The organism is Schumannella sp. 10F1B-5-1 (assembly GCF_006517535.1).
GTDB lineage: Bacteria > Actinomycetota > Actinomycetes > Actinomycetales > Microbacteriaceae > Schumannella.
The window spans coordinates 1-235 of record NZ_VHQH01000176.1; the positions used below are offsets into that span (position 1 = coordinate 1).

The window sequence follows — 235 nt, forward strand, 5'->3', positions numbered from 1 at the left end:
CGTCGGCGACGGTTCCGACCTCACCCGCATCAGCTCGCAGCAGGTGTTCCTCTCGGCGCTGCTGCGCAAGCTGAAGTCGAACGAGACCCTCACCAACGTCGGCACCCTGATGTCGCTCGCGAAGGCGGCGGTCGCGAACATGCAGCTCTCGACCGAGCTGACCCAGCCCGCGACGATCGTGGCGATGGCGAAGGCGCTCAACAACATCCCGATGGATCGCATCACCTTCATCCAG

The 235-nt window shown here is 64.7% G+C and carries 1 pseudogene; it reads left to right on the forward strand.

Going from position 1 to position 235, the window contains the following annotated elements:
* Nucleotides 1–235 (forward strand): annotated as a pseudogene (locus FJ658_RS16430) (LytR family transcriptional regulator); the annotation flags it as partial.